Below are 23,204 nucleotides of genomic sequence, written 5' to 3'. Positions count from 1 at the left end.
GGCTTGCTGGATTTCGTCCCGGTCGAGGGAGGCAAAGCCCAGGCGCAGCGCGTTTACCGGTTGGTCGTTGGGGGAAAACTGACGACCACTGCGCACCACAACGCCGTGGTCCAGTCCAGCGCTTGCCAACTTATCGACGTCTATTTCTTCCTCGAAACGTACCCATAGCGCCAAACCACCCTCGGGCTCGCGCACTTGTATGCGAGCACCAAACGCCTGATCCAGGCAATCTTGCAATACCGTGCGGCGCGCCCGATATTCTTTCGACACGCGGCGCAAATGCTTCTTCAACTCCCCCTCATTGATCAGGTCTGCCAGCATGGCTTGAGCGACCGCGTCGGTATCGCCCAGCATCAGCGCGGCATTGCGTTGCAGGGCTTCAATCACAGAGGTGGGCGCCACGATATAGCTGCAGCGGAACGTCGAGCCCAGCACCTTGGACAACGAGCCGATGTAGAGCACATGGCGTTGGGCGCGGTCACTGGCCAGCGGCAGGTAAGGGCGGCCACTGAAATGGTATTCGTGGTCGTAGTCCTCTTCGATAATGCAGAAGTCATGCAGCGCGGCCAACGTCAGCAAGTGCTGCCGGCGTGCAGCGTGCAAGCTCACGGTGGTGGGGAATTGGTGATGAGGCGTGAGGTAAATCATGCGCACCTTGTGCTCACGGCATAAGCGCTCGATCTGGTCGGTGCGGCAACCTTCATCATCAATGTCGACCGTGACCAACTTCGCCCCGAGCTTGCGGAAAATTTCCCATGCCGGTGGGTAGCTCAGACGTTCCACCAGGACCACGTCGCCGGGCTTGAGCAGCAGGCTGGCGCTCAGGAACAGGGACATCTGGGTGCCCTGGGTCAGGCAGATATTTTCGGCAGTGACCGTCAGCCCACGGTTGTTGCGCAGCATTTCGGCCAGGGCGCAGCGCAAGTGATAGCCGGTGCCTTCGCTGCCGTAGCGCACGGTATTGGAGGCAAAGCTGTTGCGCAGTGCATGGCGATAATAACGGTGCAGAACTGCCTGGGGCAGCAGGCGGTGGTCGCTGGTGCCGTTGTCGAAAAACAGCGCATCGCGCCGATGCTGTAGAGCGACCACTTGGGCGTTATGGGTGAAATAGGGTACCAGCGGTTGCTCCAGTAACGGCGGCGCGAATGACGGTTGCGTAACGCTGGGCAGGTGTTTGAGTGTCAGCTTTACATTGACGAAGGTGCCACGGCGCGGCTCGCTGGTCAGCCAGCCCTTGGTCATGGCTTCTTCGTAGGCCAGGATCACCGTCTTGCGGTTGACGTCGAGCAAGTGTGCCATTTCCCGCGTGCCCGGCAGTAACGTCCCGGGCGGCAGGCGGCCTTCGAGGATGGCATTGACCAAGCCTTCGGCGATCTTGCGGTAAGTCGCCTGGCTTGCACCTTCTTCAAGCCGGAGCAGTGGACGCCATTTACGCATCTGGACCATCTGAAGTATCCAAATCTGGAGGTTTTAATGGGCCTAGTCTAGCGCAACAATCAAGCCTTACTTATCCCGAGGTCTTTATGAATAAACGTCATGTCATCGAACTGTCGCCCTCGGGGAAAAGCTTTGAAGCGGGCGATGAACTCTTGCTCGACGCCATGCTCGCCAGTGGCCTGGCCGTGCCGTTCTCCTGCCGCCGTGGCGCCTGCGGTTCGTGCAAGGTGGTGGTCGCCGAAGGTGCGTACCGGGCCAAACGCCTGGTGCCGGGTGCGTCGCAGCCTTCTTATCCTTTGGCAGCCAATGAGATGTTGTTATGCCAGAGCCACGCCTGTGGCGACATGCGCCTGCATATTCCCGGCTGGTCGCTGGATACGCCCGCGCTGGTAGTGTCGGCGCAGGTTCACAGCAAGCATGCGCTGGGCCCCGATGTGATCGAGTTGGTATTGATGCCCGAAACCCCAGTGGCGGTTCGGGCTGGTCAATACCTCAAGTTCCACCTGGCGGACGGTGACACGCGCTGCTTCTCGATTGCCAACCTGCCCGATGAGGACGATGGGCGCTTGGTCTTCCAGATTCGCCGGGTGAGTGGCGGGTATTTTTCCGAGGGTATCCTGGGTGGTCTCGCCGTGGGTGAGCGTCTGCACATGGAAGGGCCGTTTGGTGCCTGTACCTGGCAGGACGATGAGGCGGCGCCCGTGGTGCTATTCGCTACGGGTACTGGTTACGCGGGCATCAAGCCTATCTTGCTGACCGCGCTCAAGCGCGATGTCGACGTGACGTTGTATTGGGGCGGCGCGCAATCGGCGGACTTTTATGACAGCGCTTTCCTCGACCACCTGATGCTTGAGCATCCCCGTTTTCGCTGGCATCCCGTGCGGTCCTCCGAGGGCAGGGTTCAGGAGGTTGCAATGAGTCATGGGCATCAGTGGGAACAGGCCCAGGTCTATGCGTGCGGCAACGGTGCAATGCTCGGCCAGGTACGCATCCACTGCCTTGAAGCGGGGTTGCCCAGCCACCGGTTTATCGCGGAGGCGTTTGTCGCCAGTGGTCGGTCAAGTGCTGGAGCAGTTTCCCTATCGTTTGACCCGGTGTGGGAGAAAGTCGGCCCGCGTTATTCCTTGGACGGCATGCTGGCTGCGCGGGAAAAATCCATACGTGCCCTGGCGGCGATTGCCAGCCAGTTGAAAGTCGGCATGACCACCGGCGAGGCCCTTGAGATGGCCGCCCGGCAACTGCAGGCCATGGGCGCTTCGCACACTTGGCATCCGACCTACATTCGTTTTGGCGCCGACACTGTGCGCCCACCGCGCGAGGGCATAGATCGCCAGCGCAGGCTGCGTGCTAATGACATTGCCGTGGTCGATCTTGGCCCGGTGTGGGATGGCTACGAAGGGGACTATGGCGATACGTTTGTGTTCGGCGACGCGCCGTTGCACCAGGCCTGTACGACGGCCTTGCATGAAGTCTTCGATGAAACACGCCAGGCGTGGCTGCGTGGTCTGACCGGGCGTGAGCTCTACGACTTCGCCGAGCACAGCGCTGCGTCAAAGGGCTGGAGGCTGGCGCGCAATCTGGCGGGGCACCGCCTTGCGGACTTTCCCCATGCATTGTTCGAAAGCAAGGAGTTGGCTGACCTGGAGATCCCACCGAGTGAAATGGCCTGGGTATTGGAGATCCAGCTGTGCCATCCCACTGAGCCGGTGGGGGGGTTCTTTGAAGACATGCTGATGTTGCAAGGCTGAAGAGCTGTCATTGTTGCCGAGTCGTGTTTGACGCGATGGCCCTGCAAAGCGAGATCTCACCCACACCGCCGATCCCCTGTAGGAGCTGTCGAGCTTCAGCGAGGCTGCGAAAGCGGTGGTTCAGGCGCTGAAGAGGGTGCCTGTGCCGCTGCCTTCGCAGCCTCGCTTGGGTACCAGATGGGTCAGAGCTTCGGCAATTGCCCGACGCGGCCCATCATTTCGGTGACGATCTGCAGGTCCAGCAGGAACTGGTCGACGGTCTTGAATTCGCTGTCGGTGTGCCCGGTGTACTTCTCTTCCGGGCGGGCCAGGCCGAATTGCACGCCGTTGGGCAGGTCGTGCACCGAGGTTGCGCCGGCCGAGGTGCCGAATTTGTGCGCCATGCCCAGGTTTTCAGTGGCCACTGCCAGCAAGGCTTTTACCCATTCGCCTTCAGGGTTGCGGTACATCGGCGTGTCCAGCGAGTAAGTGAAGCTCACGTTGACCTTGGCGTTCTTGTCCCAGGCGTTCAGCTTCTGCTCGATTTGCGCCTTGAGCGCCTCCGGGGTTTTACCTTTCGGTGCGCGCAGGTTCACGGCCAGTTTGAAGGCTTTGTCATCCTGCCCCACAAACGTCAGCGAGGTGGTCAACGGCCCCATGAAATCATCCGCGTAGCCCACACCCAATTTGCCGCCCAGGTAATCCAGGCCCCAGTTGTCGGCGGCATAGCGCGCGGCATCGGTGATGTGGTTGTGCTGGAGGGCGACCTTGCCGTCGAGGCTGTGGATCAGGTCCAGCATGCGCGCCACCGGGTTGACCCCGGTTTCAGGCTCGGAAGAGTGAGCGGATACGCCGGTAACCGTGAGTTTGACATCCTTGCCATCGACCTTGGCCGTCACTTGGAAGTCGCCACCGTTGCGCTTGGCATAGTCGGCACCGGCCTGTTGCAGGCTGGCGGCCAGTTCGGCGGGGGTGTCGCTGACCAGCGTGGCCACCGAGGCCGATGGAATCTGGTTGTTCGCCTTGCCGCCGGTCATCGCGATGATTTCTGCGCCTTTGCCTTCGCCCTTGCGCACCGGGAAGGTGGCCATCACGGTACCCGAGCCTTTTTCGGCGATCACCACCGGGTAACCGCCATCCAGCGCCAGGTTGTATTGCGGCACGGGGTTGCGTTCGAAGTAGTAAGGAATGGCATCACCGGCGGTTTCTTCAGTGGTGTCTACCAGCAGTTTGAACGTGCGCGCCAGTGGCAGTTTTTCTTCCTTGATCACTTTCATGGCGTACATCGCCACCACGATGCCGTTCTTGTCATCCTCGGTACCGCGGCCATACATGCGGTCGCCAATCAGCGTGACCTTGAACGGGTCGAGTTTGGTACCGTCTTGCAGCACCCAGTTTTCCGGGGTAACGGGCACCACATCGGCATGGGCGTGCACACCCACGACTTCATCACCGCTGCCTTCCAGGGAAATTTCGTACACGCGGTTGTCGACGTTACGGAAGTTCAGGTTGAAGGACTTGGCCAGGGCCTCGATCTTTGCGGCAATCTTGAGGAATTCCGGGTTTTTGTACTGTGGCAGACCGTCTACGTTGAACGTCGGGACTTCCACCAGTTCACGCAAGGTTTCGAGCGCGGCTTTGCCATATTTAACGCGGGTGTAAATGCCCAGCAGGCGATTGATCTCGTTCTGTTGCTCGGCGCTCAGGGGTTTGTTGCCCACAAACGCGCTGATAGCCGGGCCGGTGTCGGCCGCTTTGCCCAGCTCGCCCTGGGCTAGAGTGCCGAGGAAACCGCGGAAATCGGTAACCGAGGTCTCGTTGAACTGCTTCAGGATTGCCGTGCTCTGGTCCGCGCTGATGTTGGCGAATGCGGGCGTGGCGACGGCCGAAAGGCTGGTGGCGAACAGGGTGGCAACCGCCAATTGCTTAAGTGGAAAGTGCATGGTTGAAGGCATTCCTTTGCAGGTAGTGAGTAGGAGATTTCTGACGGAAGAGACAGAAACATTTCCACACACTACCATTACTCAGGTGCCCAAGGTCAATGCTGGCCAGGGTGGGGCGCGGGATACTCTTGCGTCACGCTCAAGGCTCTAGCGTAAGGCCCATCCCACAGTTGTTCATGCAACTGGCCTACACGCCTGGCCATCGCCTCACTGCGCATCACCACCTCCAGATTGCGCGAATTATCCAGGTAGCCGCCCAACCAATTGCTGGTGCCGACCCACGCCACTTGCCCGTCGATCTCCATGGTTTTGCTGTGTATCACCCGCGCATAAGGGATAAAGCCTTGCTTGGCTTCGGGCAGGGTGACGATCTTGATCTCAATATTGGGCAGCACCACCAGGCTCTTGAGATAGGGCAGTTCCAGCGGGTCGGTATTCCAGTTGGACACCATCAGTTTGATCGACACGCCACGGGCTGCGGCGGCGCGCACGGCGTTGTCGATCACCGCGTAGTACGGCCGGGTTCGATCCGGTCCGTAGGACAGCGGCGCGTAGTCGAGCAATTGCACGCGCACCTCTTTTTGGGCTTCGCCCAGCAGGCGCGGCAGTTCCAGCTGTGAGTCGCCCACGCCGGGCGGGTTGTAGCGTTGCGGGCTGGCCACCAGGTAGTTGCCGGTACGTGCGGGTGCCGGGCCGCTGGCGGGTAGCGGCACCGGTTGTTTACCCTCCAGCGCTGCCTGGGCTTGCCAGTCTTGCTCGAAGATCGCCTGCACCTGGCCCACCACCGTTTCGTCAGTGATCCGCAGCCCGGTTTCGTGGATATGTTCCAAGGCGCGCCAGTCGAAATTCTGACTGCCGACAAACGCCTGCTTGCCATCCACCAGCAGGTACTTGGCGTGGATGATGCCGCCGCTCAGTTGCCCGTAGGGCAGCACGCGCAAGGTCAGGTTGGGAATGGCGCGCAAGCGTTCCAGGGTGGCGGCATCCGACAGCTTGATGCCTTTTTCTTCGAGCAGGAAACGAATCTTCACGCCGCGTTTGCCGGCGGCTTCCAGGTGTTCAAGCACGCTGTTCATCACCGAGCCAGGGTGGTCCGCGGCGTAGAACTGGCCGATATCAATGTGGCTTTTGGCGCCGTCGAACAGCTCGATCCATACCGGGCCGGGCTGGCGCAAATCGTCGGTGCCCAGGGCGGTGTCCACAGGCACGGTATGCACCAATTCAAAACCTGGAATGGAAAAGTCCGCCTGGGCCAGCGGACTGAGGAGCAAGCCGGTCAGGCCGGCAATACGCAACTTTATCGAAAGGGACATAAGCGTCTCATCGCACCAAAGGTAAAGGCGAGCGCCCAAGGCGCCCGCCCTGCAGGTCAGGCTGTGCGGCTGTGCAGCGGGGTGGGCACGCGATGAGTCACTTCATCCTGTGCGCGGGCGCCGGTGGCGGCGCGGATCAACAGGATCTTCAACTGGTCGTTGATGCGCTCCAGGCTGTCCTGGAAGAAGTTGTGGAACACCACGCAAAAAAGCGCGATGGCGATACCTAATCCCGTGGCAAACAAGGCCGTCCCGATACCACCGGAAATCTGCCCTGGGTCCGATACGCCCGCGGTGGCCAGCGCCTTGAAGGTGTCGATGATGCCGAGAATGGTGCCCAGCAGGCCCAGCAGTGGGGCGGCGGTGGTGATGGTCTCGATGATCCACAGGCTGCGGGCCAGTGGGGCGCGGGTCTTCAGGTATTGGGTATCGATTTCGTCGTCCAGGTCCTTGCGCGAACCGTGGGTCGCCTTCTGGGCCAGCACCGGCAAGATCATGTTCAGCGGCAGGCTGTCGCGACGGGTCAGGTTGTCCGGCAGGTCACGCTCGCCGTGCACATTGGCGCCCAGGGCGTCGATCAATGCGCGTGCCTGGCGGCGTACGTAGGCGAAGTAGATACCGCGTTCGATGGCGATGAAGATCGCAATGGCCATCGCCGCATACATCACATAGAAAGTGACGTCGTGGAGCAGGTTCATATCCATGATGGTGTTCCTCTTGGGGTGAGTCTTAGAAATTCGCTTCCAGCGAAACCGTGACGGTACGGTCCAGGCCGACGATGTACGCGGGGTCGCCATCGCGGAAACCGCTGTAGCTGGCCGCGTTGGTCTTGGTGGTGTACACGCCGTCCAGGTATTTCTTGTCGAACAGGTTGTCGACGTTCAGGCGCAGGGTCGCGTCCTTGACCACTTTCTTGTCCACCGGCAGGTAAATACCGGCGCCGAGGTTGAACACGGTGCGACCGGAAATCGCCTCGTCGTTGGTCAGGTCGCCGTAGAGCTTGCTGGTGTACTTGCCACCGAAGGTGCCGTAGAAGCGCCCATCGTCATACCCGATGTTGGCCGCCAGCATGTTCTTGGGCACGTTGGCGAACTGCTTGCCACTGGTGGGCAGCACGATGGGTTTGCCGGCGTTGTAGACGGTCAGGTCATCCTGCTGCTCGGCCTTGGTGTAGGTGTAGGAGGTGTAGTAATTGAAGTGGTGGGGCAACTGGCCGCTCCACTCCAGCTCCAGGCCTTTGTTGACCACGGAGCCGGCGTTGATGTCGGCAAAGTCACCGTTGATGTCCCGGGACGAAACCTGGCGGTTCTTGAAGTCCATGTAGAACAGGGTGGCGGCCAGGTTCATGTCGTCGCCGCTGTAGCGCCAGCCCAGTTCATGGTTCCAGCTGGTTTCCGGTTCGGCGTCGATCGAGCCGGCGCCTTTGTCGTAGAGCACGTAGTTCTGCGGTACCCGCATGTTGCGCGACAGGCTGTAGAACAACTGGTCACGCTCGTCCAGCTGGTATTTCAGGCCGGCGTTGGGCAGCAGTTTGTTGTAGGTCTGGTTACGTTTTTCCGGGCGTTCGTTGAGGCTGCCGTGGTTGGTGCCTTCACGCTCGACGTTCATGTAGGCCAGGCCTGCGATGAGGGTCCAGTCCGGGTTGATGTACCAGGTGTCCTGGGCCCAGACCTTTTGCGCTGGCGTCACGGTGAAACGGTCGCGACCCTGCACGGTGTTGCCGTTGGCATCGACGATGGCGCTGTTGGAATCTGGCCAGGTATCCACTGGCTTGCCGTTGCTCTTGAGCGGAATGAACGGCTGGGTCTGGCTCTGGCGTGCGCGCTCGTACCAGTAACCGAATTGCAGGCTGTGGTCGCCAAGGTCCCAGGTCAGCTTGGTGGTGATGCCCGGACGCCAGGTTTGCGTGCGTGAAGGGCGGTAGTACACGCCGCTGTTGGGTGTGCCGTCGGCGTTGTATTGGGCGGCCGTGGGCAGGTTGCCGAGGTCGAACACACCGCCCTGGTTGGAGCCACGGTTGAGGGCATAGCTGGATGAACCGACGCCGCTGCCATTGCCCCAGTAGTAATACGGGATCACCGACAGTGCGAGGTTATCGGCCAGTTTGAACTGGGTGTTGAGCACGGCGGTGAACGTCTGGAACGGGTTCTGCGCCAGGGCGTAATAGCTGTTGTACTTGCCGTTGCTGCCCACGCTGGGTGTTGCCGGATAAGGGTCGTACTTGCGGCCATATTGCTGGAACTGCGCCTTGGTCAACTGGCTGTAACTGTTGTTGTCCTGCTCGTGGTACTTGAGGATCAGGTTGGCGGTGTTGCCATTGCCAGCGTCGAAAAAGCTGTTCCACTCCACCTTGTCCGCGCGTACCGCGCCCGAACCGCGCCACATCTCACCTTCGGTATGGGACACCGACAGCCAGTTGCTCAGGCCGTTGATTTCGCCGGTATTGAGGCGGGCAAAGGTCTTGCGCGTGGCATTGCTGCCGACGACCTGTTTGACGAAGGCGCCGGTTTCCTTGGTCGGGCGAATGGTCACGATGCCAATGTTGCCGCCGCTGGAACCAATGTGCGGGCCGTCGGATTCCGAAGCGCCCTGGGTGACGAAGATCTGGTCAATGTTTTCCGGGTCGCCCAGCAGGTTGGAATACAGCGCGTAGTTGCCGGAGTCGTTGATCGGCATGCCGTCCACCGACATGCCCACCTGGTCGGAGTTCATGCCGCGCATGGTGAAGCGAAAGCCCGACAGGCCGGTGTTGTCTTCACTGGAGATGTTCAAGCCTGGGGTGTACTTGAGTTTGTCGATGGCATTGCCGGTGGCCGCCTGTTTATCCAGTGCTTCCTTGGTCACTGTGGAGCGGCCCTTGATGCTTTCCTCCGGCACCATGTAACCGCCCCCGGCGGTCGCCTTGCCTTGTACCCCAATGGTGCCGACATCACTGTCGCTGGTCTCTGCCATGACCAGTCCCTGGCTCATGCTGGTCGCGGCCACAAGTGCCAGATGAATACGGGTGAACTTCATCACTGTCGTCCTGGTGTCGGGTGCTTATTGCACGCTGTAGTTGAAGGTGGCGGTGAAGCGCTGCTCATTGCGCCCCCCGAAGGCTTGCTCGGGGAACGGTTTGACTTGCTTGATGCGACGCAAGCTGTTGGTGGCTGCCCGGTTGAGCAACATGCTCGAGGCCTGGGTTTGTAAACCTGAGTCGAGGACGCGGCCCTGACGGTCTACCAACAGCCACACCACCACCTCGCCGCTCGGGCGTTCGAGGGACGCCTGGCGCCCGGTGGGGTACTGCTTGTAGGTGTCCAGTTCGTTGCGCAAGCCTTTGAGGTAACCGCTTTCCAGGGCCTGGCCATCGACCTTCGGTGGCGCCGGTGGGGCAGGCGTCGGTGCCGCTTGGGTGACGGCGGCCGGGGCTGGCTTGGCGGCCACCGGTGGCGGCGTCGGCACGGGCTTGGCGACGACGGGCGCAGGCTTGGGCACAGGTTTTGGCTTTGGCTTGGGTTCGGGTTTTGGCAGCGGCTTGGGCGGTGGCGGCGGGGGCGCCGGCTCGGCCTCTTCCTCTTCGATCACCGGCGGTGGCGGTTCTTGCTCCACCACCGGTTCCGGTATGACTTCCGGTTCCGGCTCAACCAAGGCCAATTCGACCGCCGACTCGTCATACACCGGCTCGACCTTCAACGTCTGGGACTGGATACCCAGTGCAATCAGCACCAGGGCGATCAGGGCCGGAACACTGCCCAGCAGCTGACGCGCACGAAACAGAACGTACATGATCAGGACTTACGCGTGGCGATGGACACGGAGGTGAAGCCACCCAGGCGCAGGGTGTCCATCACTTCCACCAGGCGCGAAACCTCCACGCCTTTGTCGCTGTTGACGATGATCGTCGACTTGGTATCGGGCTTTTCGGCCGCCTTCAGCGCCGGCACCAGGGCCTCCACCGTCAGGTCCTTGCCGTCCAGTTGCAACTGGCCTTCCAGGCCCAGGGTGAGGATGAATTTGTTTTGCGGCTTGAGCTGCTGCGAACTGCTGGCGCTGGGCAATTGGGTCTTCATGCCGAGCGCGGGAATCACGTTCAGGCTCACCAGTACGAAAAACACCAGCAGGAACATCATCACGTCGATCATCGGGATCAGCTCGATGTGCGCCTTGCGTTTCTTGGGTTCGTCCCAGGTTCTCATTCCGTTACCCCGTCATTGAATTAGGGGCAAAACGCTAACAGCCAAAAATGACCGATTGGTTAACTTTAATTGACCGTTTAGAGGCTCTAGGACGCGTCTTTCAGAAAACTTACCGGTCAGTTTTCGGGCGTAATGAAACTGACACTCGGGGCATCCATGCTTGAGAAATTTATCTTGAGAGCCGGCCTCCATGCCTACTGCATTGCCTCAATTGACGACCCCGCGACTGCTGTTGCGCACCCTGCAAATGCATCAGGCGCAGGTGCTTTTCACGCTTGCCAACGGGCCGAAAATTGCCGACAACACGGCGAACATTCCATCGCCCTACACCTTGGAAACCGCGCAGGATTTTATTGCGGGGATCGCTGACAAGTACCGCACCGGTGAGCTGCTGAACCTGGGGATGCATGTGCGCGGCACCGACGAATTGGTCGGCATGGTCAGCCTGCGCATCAATGCTCGCCATCACTATGGGCACTTGGGTGGCTGGGTGGCGGCGCACTGCCGTAACCAGGGATATGCGGCTGAAGCGGCGAGCGCGGTGATGGACTTCGGGTTCGAGGCGCTAGGGTTGCAGCGCGTGGGCAGCCAGTGTTTCGCGCGCAACAAGGAATCGGCGCGGGTCATGGAGAAGATCGGCCTGCGTTATGAAGGCTGCATGCGCCAGGCGTTTTTAAAGAACGGCGTGTATGAGGACATGCTCGGGTTTGCCACCGTGCGTGATGTCTGGGAGCGCTGCCTGTGAGCGGCGAAGTGGACCACGGCCGGCGCCGGGTCCTTGGCGGGCTGGCGGTCGCTACCGCGTTTTCGATTCTCAGCCCGTTTGCGCGCAGTGCCGGGGTGGATTATCCGTTCACCCTCGGCGTGGCTTCCGGTGACCCGTTGCCAGATGGCTTTGTGATCTGGACGCGCCTGGCGCCGTTGTTCAACGCCGCGGATGGCCGTGGCGGCCTGAGTCGCTCGGTGCCGCTGCGTTGGCGGGTGGCCAGCGATGCGGCGATGACGCGCATTGTGAAGCAGGGCGAAGTACTGGCGACGCCGCGTTTCGCTCACGCAGTGCATGTCGAAGTGGCGGGGCTGGCGGCAGATCGGCCGTATTGGTACCAGTTTGAAGGGCTCGGTGCGCAGAGCCCGGTGGGCCAGTCGCGCACGATGCCGCCGCTGCAGGCCATGGCCTCGGCCCGGCTGGGGTTTGTGTCCTGCTCGCACTGGGAACGTGGCTATTTCAGCGCCTACCGACACCTTGCCGCCGAGCAGCCGGACCTGGTGTTTTTCCTCGGTGATTACATCTACGACAGTTCCTATGCTGCGGAGTCGGGCAAGGTGTTTCGTTCGCACGGCAGCGGCAATGCGCAAAGCCTGAGTGATTACCGCAACCGCTACGCACTGTACAAGACTGATCCAGACCTGCAGGCCCTGCACGCCGCGGCTCCCAGCGTCGTAACCTGGGACGATCACGAAGTACAGAATGACTACGCCAACCGCTGGTCCCAGGACCCGAAGGTGGCGGTGGCGCAGTTTCTCAAGCAACGGGCCGCGGCGTACCAGGCGTTTTACGAACACATGCCCCTGCGTGCCAGCAGCGTGCCGAAGGGGCCGGACATGCGCATCTACCGGCGCCTGGACTATGGGCGGCTCGTGCGTTTTCATGTGCTCGACGGTCGCCAGTACCGTTCCGAGCAACCCTGCATCGCGGCCAATGGCAGCCACCAAGGGCATATTGTCACCACCCCTTGCAGCGACCTGCGTGACCCTGGCCGCACGTTGCTCGGCTGGCAGCAAGAGTCTTGGCTGGACCAGGGGTTTGCCCAGTCCAGTGCGCAGTGGAATGTCATCGCCCAGGATTTGCTGGTGGCGCCGCTGATGCAGCGTGACTTGACCAACCATAAGCTTGGCCGCTGGACCGATGGTTGGGATGGCTACATGGCGAACCGCTCACGGATGCTGGCGTCGATCGTGCGCAATCGCGTGAAGAACCCGGTGTTCTGGGGAGGGGATATTCATTCGTTCTGGGCCACCGACCTGCATCTCGACGCCGACAGGCCAGACTCGGCGGTGGTCGCCACCGAGTTCGTCGGCTCGTCGGTCACCTCAGATGGCCCTCCCTACGACGCGTTCATGAAGATCATGCCGCTCAACCCCCATGTGAAGTTTTTCGACAGTCGCCAGCGTGGGTATGTGTCGGTGGAGTTGGCGGCCAACACCATGTTGACGAATTTTCGGGCGATCAGTGATCCGCGTGACCCGGCGGCGACGGTGTCGACGTTGAAGTCGTTCATCAATGAATCGGGCCAGCCGAGCGTGGCCCTGTAGGAGCGCGCTTGCTCGCGAAAAACGAAAGGGCGCCGATGGGAATCAGGTATCCCGCGTTATCGTTAACGGTCTTCGCGAGCAAGCTCGCTCCTACAGTGTCAGGGTATCAGCGAGGCTGTAGCGCACCGAGAGCGCGCCTTTTTTCTCCGACAACGCCAGGATCGTTACCTGGCCCAGTTCGCTCAACGCTTGAACATGAGTGCCGCCACAGGCGTACGTCGGTAATTCGCCGAAGCCGACTTCGCGGGTGCCGTCTTCCAGCGTCATATGGCGGGCATAGTCGGCGGCGATCCATGTGTTGACCCACTGCTGGAGCGCCTGCGCATCCATGTCTTGCGCGGTCTCGCCACGGATAAAAGTGATCTTGCCTTCGCCGGGCCAATGGTGGGCCTTGATCGGCATCCAGCCCAGGCGTTCGCCGGCATTGCCAATCAAGTGCCCCGCCGAATGCAGACGCGTATGCAAGGCGCGCCGCTGTGCGTCGACTCGTGCAACGACGAGGCCGGGCTCCAGAGGTCGGTCGACGTAGTGCACCACCTGTTCGGCTTCCTGCATGACTCGCAGCACCTGGCTGTCGCCGAGCCAGCCGGTGTCGGACGGCTGGCCTCCGCCTTGGGGATGGAAAATGGTCGACTGCACAATCACGGCGAATTGCTCTTCGTACGGGGTGCAACTGAGCACTTCCAGCTCGGCCGTCAGGTGGTCGTGGGTAAAAAACAGGCGCTCGGTCATCATCTACATCCGCATCAGGGTTCTGTGGGCAGTATAAATAGTGCGCAGATGGGTGATAATCCGCTCAATTATCAATGGACCTGTGCGTCATGAGCATCAATCTTCCTTTGCCGCTATTGGGTGAAATGGCGATTTTCGTCAAGGTCGTGGAAACCGGCAGCTTCTCCGAAGCGGCGCGGCAACTCAGCGTTTCACCTTCGGCGGTGAGCCGCAGCATCTCGCGCCTGGAACAAGCCCTGGCCACGCGCCTGCTGCAACGTACCACGCGCAAGCTGCGCCTGAGCGAGGGCGGCGAGGAGGTGTTCAAGCGTTGCCAGGAGATGGTCAATGCGGCGCGCTCGGTGATGGAAATCAGTGGGCAATTTACCCATGAAGCCGAGGGGCTGGTGCGGGTCAGTGTGCCCAAGGCGGTGGGGCGATTTGTGGTGCACCCGCATATGCCGGAATTTTTGCGGCGCTATCCCAAGGTGGATGTGCAATTGATCCTGGAAGACAGGCATGTGGATTTGATCGACGACAACGTCGACTTGAGCATCCGCATCACCGACAGCCCACCGCCAGGTTTGGTCGGGCGCCAACTGTTGCCCATCGAACATTTGCTGTGCGCGACGCCACAGTACTTGGCCGAGCACGGTACACCGAGCCATCCCCATGATCTGCTCGGGCACAGTTGCATTTATCTGGGTGAGACACCGGGAGATTCACGCTGGAAGTTCCGCCAGGCTGGCAAGGCGGTAACGGTCGGCGTACGCGGCCGGTATGCGGCGAACCACACCGGGGTGCGACTGGAGGCTGCGTTGCAGCATGTCGGGATTGCCAGCTTGCCGTATTTCACCGCGCGGCACGCATTGGAAGCAGGAGATTTGGTGCAGGTGTTGCCGGGGTGGGATTTTATTGCGTCGTACCATGGCGAGGCGTGGTTGCTGCATTCGCCCACACGTTACCTGCCGCCGAAGTTGCGGGTGTTTATCGATTATCTGGTGGAGTGCATGGCCAGGGAGCCCACGCTGCGCCGACGGTAGGAGCGCGGTTGCTCGTTCCCACGCTCTGCGTGGGAATGCCACCTGGACGCTCCGCGTCCTGCCTTTATGCCTGTGCACGGGTGACGCAGAGCGTCACAGGATAGGTTCCCACGCAGAGCGTAGGAACGAGCATAGTTGTCAGTGCTTGCTCTGGTCCTGAGGCATCGCCAGCAGCTGTTTTTCCTGGTTCCAGTCGAACGGTTCGTCGTTCTGTTCGGCTTCATAGCGACGTTCTTCCAGGGCCTGGTACAGGTCCAGTTCTTCGTCGGGCATGAAGTGCAGGCAGTCGCCGCCAAAGAACCACAGCAGGTCACGGGGCACCAGGTGGGCGATTTGCGGGTAGCGCAGGATGACCTGGCTCATCAGGTCCTGGCCCAGGTACTGGCTTTCGATCGGGTCGATTGGCAACAGGGCGCGCAGTTCGTCGAAACGCTCCAGGAACAGCGAGTGGCTTTCCTCGGGTACCTGTTCGGCTTCGCCGACGGCAACCAGGATGCTGCGCAAGTGGTCGAGCAAGACAAGATGATCGGCAACGACGTTGGACACGAGATAAGGCCTCTAAAGCAAAAACGGGCGCGAGAGTATAAGCCTCTCGCGCCCGTTTTTATATGACCGCTCGACTCAGCGGACTTTATCTTCTGCCTGCATCAGCTCTTCCTTGCTGAAATCATCCACGTCGATCACCTTGCGTCGCGCAGCCTCGGCATCGCGCAAGGTTTGCGCCTCGGCCGGTTGCAGCACGCCGGCCTGCAGGGCCGCGTCGATGGCATGCTCGCCGGCAGCCGGCTTGACCTGGCCGCTTTTGAGCGCGCTGTGGAGTTTTTTCTGCAAGGGGTGGCTGGCACCGAGCAGGTCGTAGGCATGTTGCAGGGCGCCCACGGGATCTTCTGCTGATTGCGGGCGATAACAGCCGGCCAGCAATTCTTCCAGGGTCGGGTCGCCTTTGGCGCGGCCGATCACGGCTGCCACTTCGGCATCCAGAGCGTCGGACGGCCCGGTATGACGACGCCCGAACGGGAACACGATCACCCGCAACAGGCAGCCCAGCACCTTGTTCGGGAAGTTGCTCAGCAGCTCATCCAGTGCGCGTTCCGATTCGCCCAGGCTTTCTTCCATGGCCCAGGCAAACAGCGGCTCCAGATGGTCCGGCGAGTCCAGGTCGTGATAACGCTTGAGCGCCGCCGAGGCCAGGTACATGTGGCTGAGCACATCACCCAGGCGGGCGGACAGGCGTTCGCGGCGCTTGAGCTCGCCACCCAGCAACATCATGCTCAGGTCGGCCAGCAGTGCAAACGCAGCCGCCTGGCGGTTCAGGGCACGGAAGTAGCCCTGGCTCAACCGGTTGCCCGGGGCTTTTTCGAAGTGCCCGAAGCCCAGGTTCAGCACCAGGGTGCTGGCGGCGTTGCTGACGGCAAAGCCGATGTGTTGCATCAGCAGGCCGTCGAATTCCTTCAACGCCTGGTCATGGTCTTCGCGGCCGGCCAGGGCCATTTCCTTGAGCACGAAGGGGTGGCAGCGAATGGCGCCCTGGCCGAAGATCATCAGGTTACGCGAAAGGATATTGGCGCCTTCCACGGTGATAAAGATTGGTGCGCCCTGCCAGTTGCGGCCCAGGTAGTTGTTGGGGCCCATGATGATGCCCTTGCCGCCGTGCACGTCCATGGCGTGGCTGATGCACTCACGGCCGCGTTCGGTCAGGTGATACTTGAGGATCGCCGACAACACCGACGGCTTCTCGCCCAGGTCCACGGCGTTGGCGGTGAGCATGCGCGCACTGTCCATCAGCCAGGCGTTGCCACCGATGCGTGCCAGGGCTTCCTGGATCCCTTCGAAGGCCGACAGCGGTACGTTGAACTGTTCGCGCACCTGGGCGTATTGGCCGGTCACCAGGCTGGTGAACTTGGCAGCGCCGGTGCCGACGGCGGGCAGCGAGATCGAACGGCCGACCGACAGGCAGTTCATCAACATCATCCAGCCCTTGCCGAGCATCTCCTGGCCACCGATCAGGTATTCCAGAGGGATAAACACATCCTTGCCGGAGTTGGGGCCGTTCATGAAGGCGGCGCCAAGCGGCAGGTGACGACGGCCGATTTCCACGCCAGGGGTGTCGGTAGGAATCAACGCGAGGCTGATGCCCAGGTCTTCTTCTTCACCCAGCAGGTGGTCCGGGTCATGGGCCTTGAAGGCCAAGCCGAGCAAGGTCGCTACCGGGCCGAGGGTGATGTAGCGCTTTTCCCAGTTCAGGCGCAGGCCGAGGGTTTCCTTGCCTTCCCATTCCCCTTTGCAGATCACCCCGGTGTCGGGCATGGCGCCCGCATCGGAGCCGGCCAGCGGGCCGGTGAGGGCGAAGCACGGGATGTCGTCGCCACGGGCCAGGCGCGGCAGGTAATGATTGCGCTGTTCCTCGGTGCCGTAGTGCAGCAGCAGTTCGGCGGGGCCGAGGGAGTTGGGGACCATCACGGTGGAGGCCAGGTCACCGCTGCGGGTCGCGAGCTTCATGGCGACCTGGGAGTGGGCATAGGCGGAGAAGCCCTTGCCACCGTACTCCTTGGGAATGATCAGGGCGAAGAAGCCATGGGTCTTGATGTGTTCCCAGGCTTGCGGCGGCAGGTCCATGGCCTGGCCGATTTCCCAGTCGCTGACCATGGCGCAGAGTTCTTCGGTGGGGCCGTCGATGAACGCCTGCTCTTCCTCGGTCAATTGCGCCTTGGGGTAGGCCAGCAATTTGTCCCAGTCCGGGCGGCCACTGAACAGCTCGCCGTCCCACCACACGGTACCGGCATCAATCGCATCGCGCTCGGTCTCGGACATCGGCGGCAGCACTTTCTGGAACCAGCTGAACAGCGGCTTGGTGAAGTATTGGCGGCGCAGGTCAGGCAGCAACAAAGGCGCGGCCACCACGGCCAGGAGTACCCAGAAGATCAGCAGCAGCCAACCCGGTGCGTGGCTCCAGGCGCCCATCGCCAGCAGGTAGACGGCGACCACACCCAGGGCGGGCAGGGGGGCAGTACGGCGGTGTGCCAGGTAGGCAATGCCGACCACCAGCACCAGTATCCACAACAACAGCATATTCAATCCTCCGTGAACCAGGGGCGAAACCACCAGGGAGCTTAGTCGGCATCCGAACAAGCCGGGTGATCAGGGTGTAACAAGGTGTACTGGGCAACCCATCAGCCGGCGCCGGCATTTGGCCGAATCGTCGTTATCTCTCTGGCAGGCCTGGTGGTTAAACTCCAGGCTCCCCTCGGAGATCAAGCTCATGAATACGTACTTGAGTCCCAGCCGCTTCATCGATAGTGACCACCCTGTGGTGGTGGAGTTCGCCGAGAAACATCGCGGAACCCGCCCGGATTTAAGTGACCAGGCAGTCAGTCTTTACTACGCCGTGCGCGAGGCCATTCGCTACAACCCCTATACCTTCAGCCGTGACCCCAACACCTTGAGCGCCAGCTTCGCCCTGGCGGCCGGCGAAAGCTACTGTGTGCCCAAAGCTACGTTGCTCGCCGCTTGCGCGCGCCACTGCGGCATTCCCGCACGCATTGGCCTGGCGGACGTGCGCAACCACCTGTCCACACCGCGACTGCTCGCTCTGCTCAAAAGTGACGTGTTCGCCATGCACGGTTATACCGAGCTTTACCTGAACGGCCGCTGGGTCAAGGCCACTCCGGCGTTCAACCAGCAACTGTGCGAAGTGTTCGACGTGCCGCCGTTGGAATTCGATGGGCTGCACGACAGCGTGTTCCACGCGTTCAATCGCCAGGGCCAGCGTTCTATGGAGTACGTGGTGGACCACGGGCAATTTGCTGACGTACCCGAAGCATTTTTCTTCGGGCATATCCGCCAGTGCTACCCGCACCTGTTTGGCGACGATGCGCCCACCTTGCTCGGCGATATGCAGGGCGATTTAAGCCGCGGCTGAACCGGCGTATGCTGCTGCGTTCATCAAGCCATGTTCATCAACGATAAGGCGCGGTCATGCTGAAGATCTGGGGTCGTAAAAATTCATCAAACGTCAGGAAAGCACTGTGGTGCGCCGAGGAACTCGGCCTGGACTATGAAGCAATTGATGCGGGCGGGGCTTTTGGTGTGGTCGATACCCCGCAATACCGGGCCATGAACCCCAATGGCCGGGTGCCGGTGATCGAAGATGGCGACTTTGTGCTGTGGGAATCCAACACCATCGTGCGTTACCTGTGTGCCAAGCAGGCATCGGACTTTTACCCCAGCGACCTGCAAGCCCGGGCCAACGCCGAAAAGTGGATGGACTGGACCACTTCCACGCTCGCCGATCCGTTCAAAGCGGTGTTCTGGGGCATCGTGCGCACCCCGGCTGACCAGCAAAACTGGGGCAGCATCAATGCCGGGCGCCAAGCCTGTATCGACGCGCTCAAAACCGTCGAACAAGCCCTCGCCGAGCAACCCTACCTGTCCGGCCAGGCGTTCGGCATGGGCGATATTCCCTTGGGCTGCTTCATCTACGCCTGGTTCGAGATGCCCATCGAACGCCCTGCCATGCCCCATCTGGAGGCCTGGTACCAGCGCCTGCAGCAGCGCCCGGCCTACCGCAAGGCGGTGATGACCGCGTTGACTTAATACACACTATTAATACGGGTGACTGTACTTGTGCGGCATGGGCACGCACCATGCTCGCACTGCATCGCCGGTTGAACTACCTGCGGTGTGCCTTCATCTATTCTTTCTATTCCCTTCTTTGGTGCGTACTTCCATATGAGTTCCGCTCTGTCCATCCGGCAGCTAACCAAAACCTACGGCAACGGTTTCCAGGCCCTGAGTGGTATCGATCTGGACGTTGCCGAAGGTGACTTCTTCGCCTTGCTCGGCCCCAACGGTGCCGGCAAATCCACCACCATCGGCATTCTCTCCACCCTGGTCAACAAGACCAGCGGCACGGTGAATATCTTCGGTCATGACCTGGACAAATCCCCGGCAGCGCTCAAGCGCTCCATTGGCGTGGTGCCCCAGGAATTCAATTTCAACCAGTTCGAAAAGACCTTCGACATTGTCGTGACCCAGGCCGGCTACTACGGCATTCCGGCGAAAGTCGCCAAGGAACGCGCCGAGCAGTACCTGACCCAACTGGGCCTGTGGGACAAGCGTGACGTACCCTCGCGCTCGTTGTCCGGTGGCATGAAGCGACGCCTGATGATCGCCCGCGCCCTGGTGCATGAGCCGCGTCTGTTGATCCTCGACGAACCTACCGCCGGCGTGGATATCGAGCTGCGCCGCTCGATGTGGACCTTCCTCACCGAACTGAACGAGAAGGGCATCACCATCATCCTCACCACCCACTACTTGGAAGAGGCTGAGCAGTTGTGCCGCAACATCGGCATCATCGACCACGGCACCATTGTCGAGAACACCAGCATGCGCAACCTGCTGGGCCAGTTGCATGTGGAAACCTTCCTGCTCGACCTGAAGAACAACCTGTCGGTGGCGCCGCAGTTGCTCGGCTATCCAAGCCGGCTGGTGGACAGCCACACCCTGGAGGTGCAGGTGGATAAGGCCATGGGCATCACCGCGCTGTTCACCCAGTTGGCGACTCAGAACATCGAAGTGCTGAGCCTGCGTAATAAAACCAATCGCCTTGAGGAGTTGTTCGTGTCCCTGGTGGAGAAAAATCTGGCGAAGGTGGCGGTATGAGTTCCGAACTGCAACCCAACCTTGTCGCGCTGCAAACCATTGTTTATCGCGAAGTGAAGCGCTTTACCCGGATCTGGCCGCAGACCCTGCTGCCACCGGCGATCACCATGGTCCTGTACTTTGTGATCTTCGGTAACCTGATCGGCCGGCAGATCGGCGACATGGGTGGCTTCACCTACATGGAATACATCGTGCCGGGCCTGATCATGATGTCGGTGATCACCAACTCCTATGGCAACGTGGTGTCGAGTTTCTTTGGCAGCAAGTTCCAGCGCTCCATTGAAGAGCTGATGGTTTCGCCGGTGTCACCGCACACCATCCTCATCGGCTACACCTTGGGCGGCGTGTTGCGTGGCCTGATGGTGGGAGTGATCGTGACGCTGCTGTCGCTGTTCTTTACCCAGCTGCAGGTGCATCACCTGGGTGTCACTATTCTGGTGGTGGTGCTGACGGCGACGATCTTCTCGCTGCTGGGCTTTATCAACGCCGTGTTCGCACGCAACTTCGATGATATTTCCATCATCCCGACCTTCGTGCTCACGCCGCTGACCTACCTGGGCGGGGTGTTTTACTCCATCACCTTGCTGCCGCCGTTCTGGCAGACGGTGTCCCTGGCCAACCCGGTGCTGCACATGGTCAACGCCTTCCGCTACGGCATTCTGGGCGTGTCGGATATCAAGATCAGTGTGGCGATCACCTTTATGATCGTTGCGACCGTGGTGCTGTATATCGGTTGTGCGCGGTTGCTGGTGAGTGGGCGTGGGATGCGTACATGATGTGGGATTGGAAATAACAAAACGGCCTCATCAGAGGCCGTTTTTTATTGGATGCACACAGAACAAATGTGGGAGCTGGCTTGCCTGCGATGGTATCGACTTCGCTTGACGGGTGTACGGAGGTGTCTGCATCGCAGGCAAGCCAGCTCCCACATTCTGGTCGGCGCACGTGCCTTAGATTTTCAGTGCCAGTTCGATCAGGGTATGCAGTTCTTCTACCGCCAAAGGCTGGGCCGAAAATAGAATACGAAACACCGTCGGTGCGGCGAGCAGGTTGATCAGATGGTCAACGCTCGGTGGCTGTTCCTGCGGGTAGCGGTCAACAATCACCTGCAACTGCCCACTCAGGATGCTCACGCAATACCCTGGCGTCGGGCTGCTTTGCACGTCGCGCATCATGTTGCGGCCTACGTCCGAACTCATCTCATCCAGGTATTGCTCGGCCCAGGCTTGCAGGTCGCCACGCAGGCTGCCGGTGTTGGCCGGTTCGGTATCGGGGCGCATACGGGCCAGGGCGACGTCGGCGAGCAGTACTGACAGATCGCCCCAGCGCCGGTAAATGGTCGACGGCGTGACGCCTGCACATGCCGCAATCATCGGCACGGTGACGCTGGAACGCTCATGGGCCTCCAGCAATTCGCGCACCGCCCTGTGGACGGATTCTTGTACCCGGGCACTGCGGCCCCCCGGGCGGAGGCCTTCTTTGATCGCCATGGGCAAGACCTTAACACAAAGAATTTGCTTTAAGCGCCAGCGAATAGCACACTGCATAAAAGCAAAATATTAGCTTTAACGGAGCGTGCCCATGCCCAGTGTCATCTCTCAGCGGTCCAGCCTGGCGTTTCTAGTGATCATGGTGCTGACCTTTCTCGCCGCCTCCAGCGCGCCGACGCCGTTGTACCAGGTGTATCAAGACCACCTGCATTTTTCGGCGGCCATGCTCACGGCCATCTTTGGTGTCTATGCCGTGAGCCTGCTGGCGGCCCTGCTGACGGTGGGGTCGCTCTCGGATTACCTGGGGCGCAAGCCGGTGATCTTCGTCGCGCTGCTGCTCAATAGTGTGGCGATGCTGCTGTTTATCAACGCGGACAGCACCGCCTGCCTGCTGGCCGCCCGCGCGCTGCAGGGCTTCGCGACTGGCACTGCCACAGCGGTATTGAGTGCGACGCTGCTCGATACCGACCGCGTCCGCGGCCCGATGCTCAACAGCCTTGCACCGATGCTCGGCATGGCCAGTGGTGGCCTGGGCAGCGGGCTGCTGGTGGAGTTCGCGCCGTGGCCAACCCAATTGATCTACTACACCCTGCTGGGCTTGATGGTGTTGCAGGCTCTGTATGTGTGGCGCCTGCCTGAAACGGTCAGTCGCATACCCGGCGCCTTGAAGTCCCTGGCGCCAACCCTGCATGTGCCGCCGCAGGCGCGCCGCGCGTTGGGGCTGGCGATGCCATTGAATGTGGCCGTGTGGGCGCTGGGTGGGTTCTTTTCCTCGTTGGCACCGTCGTTGGTGCGTGTCGCCACCGGGTCGACCTCGCACTTGATCGGCGGCGGGCTGGTGGCGGTGGTGACCTTGAGCGGCGCGGTGATGATCTACAGCCTGCGCAACCACGCGGCTGACAGGGTCATGCGCGTGTCGGCTGCACTGCTGGCCGTGGGCGTGGGGTTGCTGCTGGTTGCCGTAAACACCGCCAGCCTGTGGCTGTTCTTTGTCGCCAGTGTGATCGCAGGCCTGGGGTTCGGCGGCGGCTTCATGGGCAGTGTGCGCAGCATCGTGGGCCTGGCGTTGCCCCATGAGCGGGCGGGCCTGATGTCGGCGTTCTATGTATTGAGCTACCTGGCGTTTTGCGTGCCGGCGTTGTTGGCGGGCAACCTGAGCCGCGTGTTTGGCTTGGTCGCGACCACGGACGGCTACGGTGCGGTGCTTATCTTGCTGTCTCTCGGGGCCCTTGGTGGGTTGTGGTGGCGGGACTCGGCGCCAGCAAGGGTGAGGGCATGATCATGGTTAATATAGATAAAATAGATAACAGTTAGAGATATTACCCGTTATATAGATATTCGATCAGGTTCTATCATGGCCTCAACCTCATATGAGGAAGAGGATTAAC

The 23,204-nt window shown here is 60.9% G+C and carries 20 protein-coding genes; 9 read left to right on the top strand and 11 right to left on the bottom strand.

The genetic code is table 11. The features are described 5' to 3' along the window. Window positions 1-1,446, bottom strand: a 1,446-nt coding sequence (locus APH41_RS23085) for a PLP-dependent aminotransferase family protein (protein WP_054921705.1), incomplete at its 3' end; no start/stop codon positions are given. Between the two features lie 77 nt (window positions 1,447-1,523). Here APH41_RS23085 and APH41_RS23080 point away from each other — a divergent pair. After that, window positions 1,524-3,185 carry a M24 family metallopeptidase gene (locus APH41_RS23080; RefSeq protein WP_054921703.1) on the top strand — a complete coding sequence of 554 codons (1,662 nt, stop codon included), beginning with the start codon at window positions 1,524-1,526 and terminating at the stop codon, window positions 3,183-3,185. A gap of 182 nt (window positions 3,186-3,367) precedes the next feature. On the opposite strand, the gene APH41_RS23075 is transcribed toward APH41_RS23080, so the two are convergent. The 6 genes from APH41_RS23075 to APH41_RS23050 all read right to left on the bottom strand — a co-directional run bounded on the left by APH41_RS23075 (window position 3,368) and on the right by APH41_RS23050 (window position 10,598). Next, window positions 3,368-5,107 (bottom strand): dipeptidase, encoded by a 1,740-nt coding sequence (locus tag APH41_RS23075; protein WP_054921702.1) that lies wholly within the window; start codon window positions 5,105-5,107, stop codon window positions 3,368-3,370. 95 nt (window positions 5,108-5,202) lie between these two features. After that, on the bottom strand, window positions 5,203-6,420 hold the full coding sequence (locus APH41_RS23070) for a phospholipase D-like domain-containing protein (RefSeq protein ID WP_054897854.1): 1,218 nt from the start codon (window positions 6,418-6,420) through the stop codon (window positions 5,203-5,205). Between the two features lie 56 nt (window positions 6,421-6,476). Next, a complete protein-coding gene (locus tag APH41_RS23065; RefSeq protein ID WP_054897855.1) occupies window positions 6,477-7,124 on the bottom strand; it encodes a MotA/TolQ/ExbB proton channel family protein in 648 nt (215 codons plus the stop codon). A gap of 25 nt (window positions 7,125-7,149) precedes the next feature. Continuing rightward, window positions 7,150-9,435 (bottom strand): TonB-dependent receptor, encoded by a 2,286-nt coding sequence (locus APH41_RS23060; protein WP_034127226.1) that lies wholly within the window; start codon window positions 9,433-9,435, stop codon window positions 7,150-7,152. A 24-nt stretch (window positions 9,436-9,459) separates the two neighbouring features. Continuing rightward, window positions 9,460-10,188 carry an energy transducer TonB gene (locus APH41_RS23055; protein WP_054921700.1) on the bottom strand — a complete coding sequence of 243 codons (729 nt, stop codon included), beginning with the start codon at window positions 10,186-10,188 and terminating at the stop codon, window positions 9,460-9,462. 2 nt (window positions 10,189-10,190) lie between these two features. Further along, entirely contained in the window at window positions 10,191-10,598 is a 408-nt protein-coding gene (locus APH41_RS23050) for a biopolymer transporter ExbD (RefSeq protein ID WP_014717774.1), read from the bottom strand. A gap of 190 nt (window positions 10,599-10,788) precedes the next feature. Here APH41_RS23050 and APH41_RS23045 point away from each other — a divergent pair, with 190 nt between their 5' ends. Both APH41_RS23045 and APH41_RS23040 read left to right on the top strand, forming a co-directional pair. Then, window positions 10,789-11,343: a GNAT family N-acetyltransferase gene (locus APH41_RS23045; RefSeq protein WP_054921698.1), complete on the top strand. Its 555-nt coding sequence runs from the start codon at window positions 10,789-10,791 to the stop codon at window positions 11,341-11,343. Then, window positions 11,340-12,911 (top strand): alkaline phosphatase, encoded by a 1,572-nt coding sequence (locus tag APH41_RS23040; protein ID WP_054921696.1) that lies wholly within the window; start codon window positions 11,340-11,342, stop codon window positions 12,909-12,911. Before APH41_RS23045 ends, APH41_RS23040 begins: the two co-directional genes overlap by 4 nt. A 90-nt stretch (window positions 12,912-13,001) precedes the next feature. Here APH41_RS23040 and APH41_RS23035 read toward each other — a convergent pair whose 3' ends face one another. Next, entirely contained in the window at window positions 13,002-13,643 is a 642-nt protein-coding gene (locus APH41_RS23035) for a hypothetical protein (RefSeq protein ID WP_054921711.1), read from the bottom strand. Window positions 13,644-13,732: 89 nt separating this feature from the next. Between APH41_RS23035 and APH41_RS23030 the strand changes: the two genes are divergently transcribed. Next, entirely contained in the window at window positions 13,733-14,665 is a 933-nt protein-coding gene (locus tag APH41_RS23030; protein WP_034127229.1) for a LysR family transcriptional regulator, read from the top strand. A 138-nt stretch (window positions 14,666-14,803) separates the two neighbouring features. On the opposite strand, the gene APH41_RS23025 is transcribed toward APH41_RS23030, so the two are convergent. Together APH41_RS23025 and APH41_RS23020 are read right to left on the bottom strand one after the other, a co-directional pair. Next, window positions 14,804-15,211 (bottom strand): PA2817 family protein, encoded by a 408-nt coding sequence (locus tag APH41_RS23025; RefSeq protein ID WP_003190109.1) that lies wholly within the window; start codon window positions 15,209-15,211, stop codon window positions 14,804-14,806. A 75-nt stretch (window positions 15,212-15,286) separates the two neighbouring features. Beyond that, the gene (locus tag APH41_RS23020) at window positions 15,287-17,734 is read right to left on the bottom strand and encodes an acyl-CoA dehydrogenase (protein ID WP_054921694.1); all 2,448 of its coding nucleotides are present in this window, start codon (window positions 17,732-17,734) and stop codon (window positions 15,287-15,289) included. A gap of 190 nt (window positions 17,735-17,924) precedes the next feature. On the opposite strand from APH41_RS23020, the gene APH41_RS23015 reads away from it, so the two are divergent. From APH41_RS23015 to APH41_RS23000, 4 genes are all read left to right on the top strand, one after another. Beyond that, window positions 17,925-18,584, top strand: coding sequence for a transglutaminase family protein (locus APH41_RS23015; RefSeq protein WP_054897863.1), 660 nt, complete (start codon window positions 17,925-17,927; stop codon window positions 18,582-18,584). 56 nt (window positions 18,585-18,640) lie between these two features. Further along, a complete protein-coding gene (locus tag APH41_RS23010) occupies window positions 18,641-19,258 on the top strand; it encodes a glutathione S-transferase family protein (RefSeq protein WP_054921692.1) in 618 nt (205 codons plus the stop codon). A 135-nt stretch (window positions 19,259-19,393) separates the two neighbouring features. Continuing rightward, window positions 19,394-20,326 carry an ABC transporter ATP-binding protein gene (locus APH41_RS23005; RefSeq protein ID WP_014717781.1) on the top strand — a complete coding sequence of 311 codons (933 nt, stop codon included), beginning with the start codon at window positions 19,394-19,396 and terminating at the stop codon, window positions 20,324-20,326. After that, complete coding sequence (locus APH41_RS23000; RefSeq protein ID WP_017529785.1) at window positions 20,323-21,102, top strand: ABC transporter permease; 780 nt, start codon at window positions 20,323-20,325, stop codon at window positions 21,100-21,102. The genes APH41_RS23005 and APH41_RS23000 overlap by 4 nt, the downstream gene beginning before the upstream one ends. Before the next feature lie 174 nt (window positions 21,103-21,276). Here APH41_RS23000 and APH41_RS22995 read toward each other — a convergent pair whose 3' ends face one another. Continuing rightward, window positions 21,277-21,816 carry a TetR/AcrR family transcriptional regulator gene (locus tag APH41_RS22995; protein ID WP_054921690.1) on the bottom strand — a complete coding sequence of 180 codons (540 nt, stop codon included), beginning with the start codon at window positions 21,814-21,816 and terminating at the stop codon, window positions 21,277-21,279. Window positions 21,817-21,907: 91 nt separating this feature from the next. On the opposite strand from APH41_RS22995, the gene APH41_RS22990 reads away from it, so the two are divergent. Beyond that, window positions 21,908-23,095: an MFS transporter gene (locus tag APH41_RS22990; RefSeq protein ID WP_054897866.1), complete on the top strand. Its 1,188-nt coding sequence runs from the start codon at window positions 21,908-21,910 to the stop codon at window positions 23,093-23,095. Window positions 23,096-23,204: the final 109 nt, after the last annotated feature.

The organism is Pseudomonas sp. NBRC 111138 (genome assembly GCF_001320835.1).
In the GTDB taxonomy this organism is placed as follows: Bacteria; Pseudomonadota; Gammaproteobacteria; order Pseudomonadales; family Pseudomonadaceae; genus Aquipseudomonas; species Aquipseudomonas paracarnis.
This window is presented reverse-complemented; position numbering and strand designations above follow the sequence as displayed.

Coding starts and splice junctions, on each gene's coding strand:
- APH41_RS23080 (WP_054921703.1), top strand. CDS start 1,524: ATGAATAAACGTCATGTCATCGAACTGTCGCCCTCGGGGAAAAGCTTT.
- APH41_RS23075 (WP_054921702.1), bottom strand. CDS start 5,107: ATGCACTTTCCACTTAAGCAATTGGCGGTTGCCACCCTGTTCGCCACC.
- APH41_RS23070 (WP_054897854.1), bottom strand. CDS start 6,420: ATGTCCCTTTCGATAAAGTTGCGTATTGCCGGCCTGACCGGCTTGCTC.
- APH41_RS23065 (WP_054897855.1), bottom strand. CDS start 7,124: ATGGATATGAACCTGCTCCACGACGTCACTTTCTATGTGATGTATGCG.
- APH41_RS23060 (WP_034127226.1), bottom strand. CDS start 9,435: ATGAAGTTCACCCGTATTCATCTGGCACTTGTGGCCGCGACCAGCATG.
- APH41_RS23055 (WP_054921700.1), bottom strand. CDS start 10,188: ATGTACGTTCTGTTTCGTGCGCGTCAGCTGCTGGGCAGTGTTCCGGCC.
- APH41_RS23050 (WP_014717774.1), bottom strand. CDS start 10,598: ATGAGAACCTGGGACGAACCCAAGAAACGCAAGGCGCACATCGAGCTG.
- APH41_RS23045 (WP_054921698.1), top strand. CDS start 10,789: ATGCCTACTGCATTGCCTCAATTGACGACCCCGCGACTGCTGTTGCGC.
- APH41_RS23035 (WP_054921711.1), bottom strand. CDS start 13,643: ATGACCGAGCGCCTGTTTTTTACCCACGACCACCTGACGGCCGAGCTG.
- APH41_RS23030 (WP_034127229.1), top strand. CDS start 13,733: ATGAGCATCAATCTTCCTTTGCCGCTATTGGGTGAAATGGCGATTTTC.
- APH41_RS23020 (WP_054921694.1), bottom strand. CDS start 17,734: ATGCTGTTGTTGTGGATACTGGTGCTGGTGGTCGGCATTGCCTACCTG.
- APH41_RS23015 (WP_054897863.1), top strand. CDS start 17,925: ATGAATACGTACTTGAGTCCCAGCCGCTTCATCGATAGTGACCACCCT.
- APH41_RS23010 (WP_054921692.1), top strand. CDS start 18,641: ATGCTGAAGATCTGGGGTCGTAAAAATTCATCAAACGTCAGGAAAGCA.
- APH41_RS23005 (WP_014717781.1), top strand. CDS start 19,394: ATGAGTTCCGCTCTGTCCATCCGGCAGCTAACCAAAACCTACGGCAAC.
- APH41_RS23000 (WP_017529785.1), top strand. CDS start 20,323: ATGAGTTCCGAACTGCAACCCAACCTTGTCGCGCTGCAAACCATTGTT.
- APH41_RS22995 (WP_054921690.1), bottom strand. CDS start 21,816: ATGGCGATCAAAGAAGGCCTCCGCCCGGGGGGCCGCAGTGCCCGGGTA.
- APH41_RS22990 (WP_054897866.1), top strand. CDS start 21,908: ATGCCCAGTGTCATCTCTCAGCGGTCCAGCCTGGCGTTTCTAGTGATC.